8 protein-coding genes and 4 tRNA genes are annotated in these 7,531 nt (G+C 39.7%); 1 reads left to right on the top strand and 11 read right to left on the bottom strand.

Annotated elements, in window-relative coordinates:
- From EDD57_RS15305 to EDD57_RS10415, 8 genes are all read right to left on the bottom strand, one after another.
- On the bottom strand, positions 1-116 hold a 116-nt coding region (locus EDD57_RS15305; protein WP_481170251.1), incomplete at its 3' end, for an alpha-helical endospore appendage domain-containing protein.
- A gap of 489 nt (positions 117-605) precedes the next feature.
- The gene (locus EDD57_RS10440; RefSeq protein ID WP_131849398.1) at positions 606-1,514 is read right to left on the bottom strand and encodes a tyrosine-type recombinase/integrase; all 909 of its coding nucleotides are present in this window, start codon (positions 1,512-1,514) and stop codon (positions 606-608) included.
- A gap of 92 nt (positions 1,515-1,606) precedes the next feature.
- Positions 1,607-1,681, bottom strand: a tRNA-Val gene (locus EDD57_RS10435).
- 19 nt (positions 1,682-1,700) lie between these two features.
- A tRNA-Ile gene (locus tag EDD57_RS10430) sits at positions 1,701-1,775 on the bottom strand.
- A gap of 18 nt (positions 1,776-1,793) precedes the next feature.
- Positions 1,794-1,870, bottom strand: a tRNA-Asp gene (locus tag EDD57_RS10425).
- 4 nt (positions 1,871-1,874) lie between these two features.
- Positions 1,875-1,949: transfer RNA gene (locus tag EDD57_RS10420), tRNA-Met, on the bottom strand.
- 97 nt (positions 1,950-2,046) lie between these two features.
- The gene (locus tag EDD57_RS14435) at positions 2,047-2,220 is read right to left on the bottom strand and encodes a hypothetical protein (protein WP_165873771.1); all 174 of its coding nucleotides are present in this window, start codon (positions 2,218-2,220) and stop codon (positions 2,047-2,049) included.
- Between the two features lie 242 nt (positions 2,221-2,462).
- Positions 2,463-2,993, bottom strand: a complete 531-nt coding sequence (locus EDD57_RS10415) for a phosphatidylglycerophosphatase A family protein (RefSeq protein WP_131849397.1) — start codon at positions 2,991-2,993, stop codon at positions 2,463-2,465.
- Positions 2,994-3,105: 112 nt separating this feature from the next.
- Here EDD57_RS10415 and EDD57_RS10410 point away from each other — a divergent pair, with 112 nt between their 5' ends.
- Positions 3,106-3,543: a GNAT family N-acetyltransferase gene (locus EDD57_RS10410; protein ID WP_243649514.1), complete on the top strand. Its 438-nt coding sequence runs from the start codon at positions 3,106-3,108 to the stop codon at positions 3,541-3,543.
- Between the two features lie 71 nt (positions 3,544-3,614).
- On the opposite strand, the gene EDD57_RS10405 is transcribed toward EDD57_RS10410, so the two are convergent.
- The 3 genes from EDD57_RS10405 to EDD57_RS10395 all read right to left on the bottom strand — a co-directional run bounded on the left by EDD57_RS10405 (position 3,615) and on the right by EDD57_RS10395 (position 7,379).
- Positions 3,615-5,075: a YecA family protein gene (locus EDD57_RS10405; protein WP_131849395.1), complete on the bottom strand. Its 1,461-nt coding sequence runs from the start codon at positions 5,073-5,075 to the stop codon at positions 3,615-3,617.
- Positions 5,076-5,233: 158 nt separating this feature from the next.
- Complete coding sequence (locus EDD57_RS14975; RefSeq protein ID WP_131849394.1) at positions 5,234-6,259, bottom strand: 3D domain-containing protein; 1,026 nt, start codon at positions 6,257-6,259, stop codon at positions 5,234-5,236.
- 142 nt (positions 6,260-6,401) lie between these two features.
- Entirely contained in the window at positions 6,402-7,379 is a 978-nt protein-coding gene (locus EDD57_RS10395; protein ID WP_243649513.1) for a VanW family protein, read from the bottom strand.
- Positions 7,380-7,531: the final 152 nt, after the last annotated feature.

Genomic DNA, 7,531 nt, shown 5'->3' with positions numbered 1-7,531 from the left:
ATAATATGGCTAAGTCCTAACTCTTCTAACGCAATCGAGGACAACAACAGGTTAATGGCATCTTCCCTTGTGATCTGAATATTGGGTGAAATATTAGGGATATTCGCTTGTGACATGTTTTCACTCCTTATCTTACATACATAAGAACTCTTATCATTAGTATTCATACTTCTTATAATAGAAACCTAGTATCAGCCTAATGTTCTAAACACAAAACCCGATAAGGCCGATTGTTTTTTTGTTCCATAGCTCGCCGTATCCCAAAACTTAATAGAGTCCAGCTATTGAAATGATGACATTTTCAACAACTGGACTCTATTAATCAAACAATGTTTCATGACACGATCAATGCAATCGGAAAGAAAGAATTTATCTTAAACAAGAAATCACATAATGTGTTAGGAACAGATATTCCTAGAGACCTTACGGGGGCTGTCGATCTACCAGGTTCGTTCCTTTACATTCTTACCTTATTCAGTAATATAAATAAAGGTGCTAAGATATAGGTGTGCACTTAAAACAGGTTGCTAAAAATATTTTTAAGCTATTTTCGACTTTTGAAATAGCTTCTAGAAACATTTATCTTTTCCTCATAAACAACTACATTAAATCAGGTCATTCAAAGGATTGTTTGTGTCCAGTGAGTCTTTTAACTCATGAGCAAAATACCCGATATATAGCTGTGTGACTGTGATTTTAGAATGTCTAGCAAGAAGTTGCACCTCTCTCAAGTTACCGCCATTTTTTAATAATTCCTTGATAAAGTAGGCACGTAATGCGTGAGGACTAAAATCAGATTGTAACCCTAGTTTCTTTTTCAGTCTTTTAAAGAAATTTTGCATACCATTTCGAGAAAATGGTTCTCCTTTTTCCGTAACAAAAAGAGATAAGGGCATCTTTTCAAACTTTCTTTCTAGAAACAATCTCCAATCCAGTAATTCACGGGAAAGAGCTTCTGATAACGGTACACTCTGCTGTTTTCTAGATTTGCTTTCATTGATTCGAATTAAACTGTCTTGAAAATCGATATCTGCCCATGTTAAGCGTTCAAGTTCTTTAATCCTTAGACCTGTACCAGTCAGGAACAGAATTAGAGCGTAATTCCTTCTAGATGTAAATGTATCATCTCTCCGTCTATTCCGTCTAAGAGTGCTAAGAACTAACTTTAGATCATCTGTCGACACAATTTTAGGCTTATGATCTTCCTTCTGGGCTTTTATATTTTGGGTCAGCATTTCCTTAACAATCCCTTCTTCTACCAACCATTTAGAAAAGGATCGCAATAATTTAAGCTTTGTGTTATGAGTTCCAGCGTTGTTTCCCTTCTCAACACAATCCATTAAGTATTTTTTTGATAACCTAGGATTCAATTCCTCCAAATGTTCAATGTTTTGTCTGTGTAACCATTGATTCCAATTTTTAAAAAAAGTTTCATAAGCTACAAGTGAATTTCGTTTCAAACCTTCGTACTTTTTGTCTGCCAGAAATTCTTTTTGTATTGATTCGATTAACATAAAAAGACCTCCTAACGAACTTGTTTAGAGTCCATTAGAAGGTCATTGTAGCTCGTTTGATGGGCTAATAACTGAAATCGTTAAACTTAACGTGGTGGGCAGTACTAGGATCGAACTAGCGACCTCTTCCGTGTCAGGGAAGCGCTCTCCCACTGAGCTAACTGCCCTAGTCCATATAGGGTTTTATGGTGGGCCCAACAGGATTTGAACCTGTAACCAACCGGTTATGAGCCAGGTGCTCTGCCGTTGAGCTATAGGCCCGTATGTATATATGAAAAATGGCGGAGCTGACGGGATTCGAACCCGCGATCTCCTGCGTGACAGGCAGGCATGTTAGGCCTCTACACCACAGCTCCACATTGGTTGCGGGGACAGGACTCGAACCTGCGACCTTCGGGTTATGAGCCCGACGAGCTACCACTGCTCCACCCCGCGACATTACAATTGCTTCGTATCTTTTCTAACTTGTTTCAGCGACAATTAATACTATACAACAGAATGGAAAATCACACAAGTACTTTTTTAAAATTTCTCAGTGCTTCCAGATATATTTCACACCAAAACGTCCTTTTCTCGAGCGAAACACTTCTACAGTATCAGGGCTTTCATATCCATATAACCACCAATCTTCTTGCATTCGTGTCGCTAATACTTTCGCTTGGAAACGGGATTCATATAATTTTGCGCAATATATCCATTGATCCATCTATATCTCCTCCTACCTGTAGTGTGACTCAGATAGTGGAAAATCATTCCTAGTAGTAAAGTTATTCTCATTTCGTAAATCTAGACTAACGCACAATTTACGTGAGCGTCCAAACGGGCTTATAGAGATTGACATAGTATATACAGAACAAGCAAGTCAGTCGCTTGTTCCACCAAATTCCCTCCTCAAATGGCAACCGAGTACAGTGCAGTACTCGGTTTTTTGTATTTATCGGATCCACATTAATATGCTCCCATGGAATCGTCCTCTTCGTCTTCATCACGAATTCGATGGGCCAGTCTCCCTGCAGCTGCCGCAGCAATCGCACAGACAATATCATCTAAAAATGTATGACAATGTTCTCCTCCACTCTGATTATCTAAACTTTTGATAATGCCTATTTTTTGTTTATCTAAATATCCAAAGGTAGTAAGGGCAATACTTCCATATCCAAACACGGATCCTAGAGCTAATGTCTCATCACAGCCAAATAACCCTTCATCTGCTTTGACAATACTTAGAAGTGGTTCCGAAAGTACATTTTTCTCTGCTAGGGTATCCAGTTCGACTCCAACAAGAATTGCATGTTGTAATTCTCTTTTTTCTAACACAGCCAATACACTTTCCAGACAAGCCTCTTTCCGAAGATCGGCTTTATACGGAATTTGCATCTCATAAACGATGTCAGCAATAGCTTCCAAAGGGACTCCTCGCTCGGTTAACTTATTCATCACAGCTTGATAAACCTCACTACTATGAACTCTTCTACTCATTTCTTTTTCCTCCTACTCAACATTGTAAAATCACTATTATGCAGATGAACCTGATAGGTTTCCTTTTTTCTCTAAGGAAAAAGGGTACAATACATAGACAGGAGTGATGTTCATGCATATAAGTGTAAAAAAAGTCGAATCCGACCACGAATTAAATCAAGCTTTTGCAATTCGTCAAAAAGTATTTGTACACGAACAAGGCGTTCCTGAAGACCAAGAAATTGATGAAAAAGAAAGTTGTTCTGTCCATTTCTTAGCAACATTAGACAAGAAAGCAATTGGCACTTGTCGTATGCGATGGTACGAGCCTCATGTAGCCAAAGCAGAACGCGTAGCCGTCATCCCTGAAGGACGCGGGACAGGAGCTGGACGTGAACTAATGCTTGCACTAGAGGAACATGCCCGGCAAGAAGGAGCAAAGAAAATCGTCCTTTCTGCCCAAACACAAGCCCTTCCTTTTTATGAGAAACTCGGATATATAGCAGAAGGTGATGTCTACCTAGATGCTGGCATCGACCATAAGGATATGAAAAAAAAGCTTTCCTTATGAGAAGGACAAGCTATTACTTTCATAACGAAAACAAGAGAAACAGCCTCTGACAAATAAAGTAGGCTGTTTCTCTATTTTTGACCTAATACATGGGCGTTTGGTAACTCTTCTTCCATCAATGTCATAGGAAACACGTTTTCAATATGAGTAAAAATACAATGGTTTTCACTCATTTGAATCGTTCCTCGAATCCAAAAGCGCTCATCTGACCAAATCGCAGGGAAAGCACGAAGCTGTACAGGCACCCATCGCTCACCAATCAACAACATAGGACCTGCCCCTGAGATCGCAAGCATGAACATATTTTGTATCATGGTCCCTGTATGTTCCGTTTCTTCTGTTTCAATAGCGTGTTCCGCTAACCAAGTACGTGCCTCAATCGTGGTAGGTAACTTATGAATTAAAATAGAGTAAACTTTTTTGAAATGGAGATATATATTGGAAATGCCTTGGTTATAGAGCCACTGGAACAGGTTTTTCAAGGTATTTAAGAAGATCTTAGAAGCCATTGGGGTAGCTTTTCCACTATCCAAATACCAAATGCTAAAGAAGTGAATGAAAGCTTCTTCATTTAGCATAGACCATTGAAAAGATTGTCCAAATCGTTTGGAGAGGTAGTCAAATAGGATCTCTAACGATTTACTGTAGAATTGTTGGGTTCTCTTTTGTAATGGATTAACCTGCGAAACGTAAAACTGCTCCAACTGTTGCATGATTTTAATTGGCAATCCTGATTGTTCAGACGTATACTCGACATTTGGCCAGAACAGCGTTTCACGGATACTGTCCACCATCTCGGGTGTTGATGCTGGTGCTAACTTCTCCACCTTCTCAAGTTCCTGAGCGCGTTTCATGGACCATCCAAGCACTTGCCATCCTTGTTCACGACTTGCATATTTTTGTTGTTCTTGGTCTAGATGGTTAAATTTCTCTAGTTGCACGAGTATCTCCCCTCTCATCTCATGCACAAAAGATGTATAAGGGCCAAACAGCTCATATCGATTTCCTAAGCGTATTAAACGAGTGAAAACAATCCGTTCACGAGGTATCTCTTCCCCTCGTATCACTTCATACTCTACTCCATCTAATAGAGATCGAAACAGCATGCTTTCTTCCCTTACGTCAATCATTTCATAGCATGTGAGTTTACTATCCAAATAGCTTGTCAGTACTCTTTCCTTCTCTGGTGTTCGGCGGACTGTTGATGCCCACAGCTCAACCGGTCGCTTATTTTGGACACAGGGGGCGTCAAGTAACAACCAATAATGAAAGGAAAAGGAAAAAGATTGCGGGACTGGTTCTTGTAGAGGTAAGTGCAATAACTCTTTAAAACGATGCCCCCACTTACTTTGCTTTTCCATTTTCCAATACGGATGAAACCACTGATTTAGGTCTGCGAGTAATTTTTTTGATAGATCTCGGTCGCGTCCTTCTCGCAATCCCTCTGCATGACGAATCGTGACTACGCGTTCACAGCACTTTTTGTACTTTTTCCCACTTCCACAAGGGCAGGGTTCATTTCGACCTACCATTCATACACCTCGGATGTGTTATTCCTTTCCTAAGTATATCGAAAAAATAGGGAAATTCAAAGACGAATTTGATAAAACTTTCCATTTGTCTTTTCAAAAAAGAAAGAACCTGCACTTTTTTGGCAGGTTCAATCAAATTGAATTCCACTGTGTACGGTTTAATCTAGGATGTACACTTTTTTATTTTTACGTCCCCACTTTTGACATTCTGCTTCGGAATTAAAGTATACATCAACGATATTTCCTTTTACTGCACCACCTGTATCTGCTGCGATTGCCATCCCATAATCTTCAATAAACATCCTCGTTCCAAGTGGGATTACTCTTGGATCGACAGCCACCAGTCCCACTTTAGCCAATTTTCCTGAAGCCGTTTTGGCACCTGGTTTGGATGTATAAGCGGTGGTTTCAGCCATTATCATTTTCTTATATGATGTTCCGTTTGGTAACGATCCTCCACCAGCAAAAGCAGGTCTCGAATCTTTCTCTTCTGCTTCCTCTTCTTTCGTTCCAACCTTCACTACTGCTTTTATGGGATCAATTTTTTCGATCAACTTAGAATCAGAAGCTGGTTTCCCGTCCTTCATCATAGGTTGACCATTCTTATAGTAGATGGTCACTTGATAAATCTCTTTTCCCAGCTTTCCAGCAGTCACTTCTTTCTTCTCGCCTTTTGCCAGGGTCTTATCTTTTTGTTCTTCTGTATCGAACTTAATCTCTTTTTCCTCTTTTTTGATTACTTGCTCAATTCTGTCAACTGATATCTGCATGCCATCTTGGATTTTTGCATCAAGTGCTGAGCTTACTTCATCCCACTCACCTAAGGCAATTTTTTGCTCCTCTAAAAACTCACGAACTGTTCCTTTCGTGGTCTCTTTTTCGCCTTCAGCTTTACCACCTATGGTCAGGTTTACTTTACAGCGACAATTCAAGATAACATTGGTATCTTTGGTTAATTTTTGATCCCAAGGAATACTAGGCTGATACTTTTGTTTCATCTCGGCCACCTTGAACCCTTCATCTTCCAAAGCTTCAGCAACTGTATCATGAAAGCCTTTTGAGACGACTTTCTTACCATCGCTAAAGGTGATGACTACTTCTTTCTCCATCGCATATACCACAAGTGTCCCGGTTAAACTGATGGCCACCGTAGCTATTCCGGCTAGAAGAAATTTCTTATTCATCCAATCGCTCCTTTAGTGGGTTTAACGTGTCCCATTATAACAGACTATTCCTGTTATTTCTATGTAAATTGGTTAAATAGGAAATATTTTCTAATTTGTGTCCATATCGGCAAAAAGCCGTCACATATTGGGCGACGGCTTTTTAGGATTCATCTTGTTGGGATAATGGTGGTGAATCAGGTATTTCATTTGGTTTGTGCATAATTAACTTGGGCCCATAAATAGATATATTCAAAATACCTCCCGTTATGCGTGAAGATATCAAAATAGGTTTATTGAATTGGTTACGAAACTTAAAATCATACCCTCCCCATGATACGGTTGCATCCCGATCTTTGGGGACATAGGCCACATGTTTGCTGTGACTATAGCGTTGAACAATTTGTAATCCTGCTTGGTCAACACTATTAAATAAGGTGGAAGAAGTTTGGCATATGCCGCCTCCTATTCCCTCACTATACTCCCCTTTTACAATGATACGAGCAGGGAGATAACCACGCTCGGTCGTCCGAATGCCCACAACATCATTAAATGAAAAGGTTTGTCCCGGCAAGACAATCATGTGGTCGATCGCATGGGTAGATAGAGAAATATTGTGCGATCGGTTTTCATTATTAGGATTGAAATAGGTTTGATACGAGGCTAGGCGTTTCTGCTTCAAGGTCAAAGCTTTTTGTTGGGTGATTTGTGGCTGAAGTCTTGTTAATGGTAATTCCTGAGGCTGATTGAGAACTTGATGGACATTTTGGAGCGCCTCCTCAATCGCTACATAATCAATTTTATAACCATATTCTTCTGGTATCAGCTTTCTATTTTTAAAAAAAGCAGATATGGGCTCTTTTTCAACTTGTGGGGCCACTTCAGTACGAATCCAGCTATGAACGAGTTCATGATCTAAAGAAGTAGGATCAACTCCATCAAACCCTATATCTCCCAGCTCTAATTCCCAAACTTGATTCTCATGCTGAAACATCAACTTAGCATCCAGTTGATGTTTTGTTTGGGATGGTGTTGTTTTCTCTTGGAGAGGTGTCTCTTTTTGACTCGCTTGCATGGGAGTACAAGACAGAATGAACAAACACATAGTGGATATAAACGTTACAAGAGCTGGTTTCTTCATCTGATTTTCCTCCTTCCTCCTGTAGTCTACCCAGAGAGACGTCGAATAATGATCACAATCCCGTCACACTTTCCTATTTATGTGATATTATTCACATTTTATAATGATTATGGATCCATTTATTGTTGGAAATCAAAATCTTCATTTGTGAA

The sequence above is a fragment of the Baia soyae genome, from assembly GCF_004341445.1.
Lineage (GTDB): Bacteria > Bacillota > Bacilli > Thermoactinomycetales > Thermoactinomycetaceae > Baia > Baia soyae.
The sequence above is the reverse complement of the archived record's forward strand: the minus strand, read 5'-3'. Positions and strand labels throughout refer to the sequence as shown.

What these genes read in the sequence shown, in the direction of transcription:
- EDD57_RS10440 (WP_131849398.1), bottom strand. Translation starts at nt 1,514, where the DNA reads ATGTTAATCGAATCAATACAAAAAGAATTTCTGGCAGACAAAAAGTAC.
- EDD57_RS14435 (WP_165873771.1), bottom strand. Translation starts at nt 2,220, where the DNA reads ATGGATCAATGGATATATTGCGCAAAATTATATGAATCCCGTTTCCAA.
- EDD57_RS10415 (WP_131849397.1), bottom strand. Translation starts at nt 2,993, where the DNA reads ATGAGTAGAAGAGTTCATAGTAGTGAGGTTTATCAAGCTGTGATGAAT.
- EDD57_RS10410 (WP_243649514.1), top strand. Translation starts at nt 3,106, where the DNA reads ATGCATATAAGTGTAAAAAAAGTCGAATCCGACCACGAATTAAATCAA.
- EDD57_RS10405 (WP_131849395.1), bottom strand. Translation starts at nt 5,075, where the DNA reads ATGGTAGGTCGAAATGAACCCTGCCCTTGTGGAAGTGGGAAAAAGTAC.
- EDD57_RS14975 (WP_131849394.1), bottom strand. Translation starts at nt 6,259, where the DNA reads ATGAATAAGAAATTTCTTCTAGCCGGAATAGCTACGGTGGCCATCAGT.
- EDD57_RS10395 (WP_243649513.1), bottom strand. Translation starts at nt 7,379, where the DNA reads ATGAAGAAACCAGCTCTTGTAACGTTTATATCCACTATGTGTTTGTTC.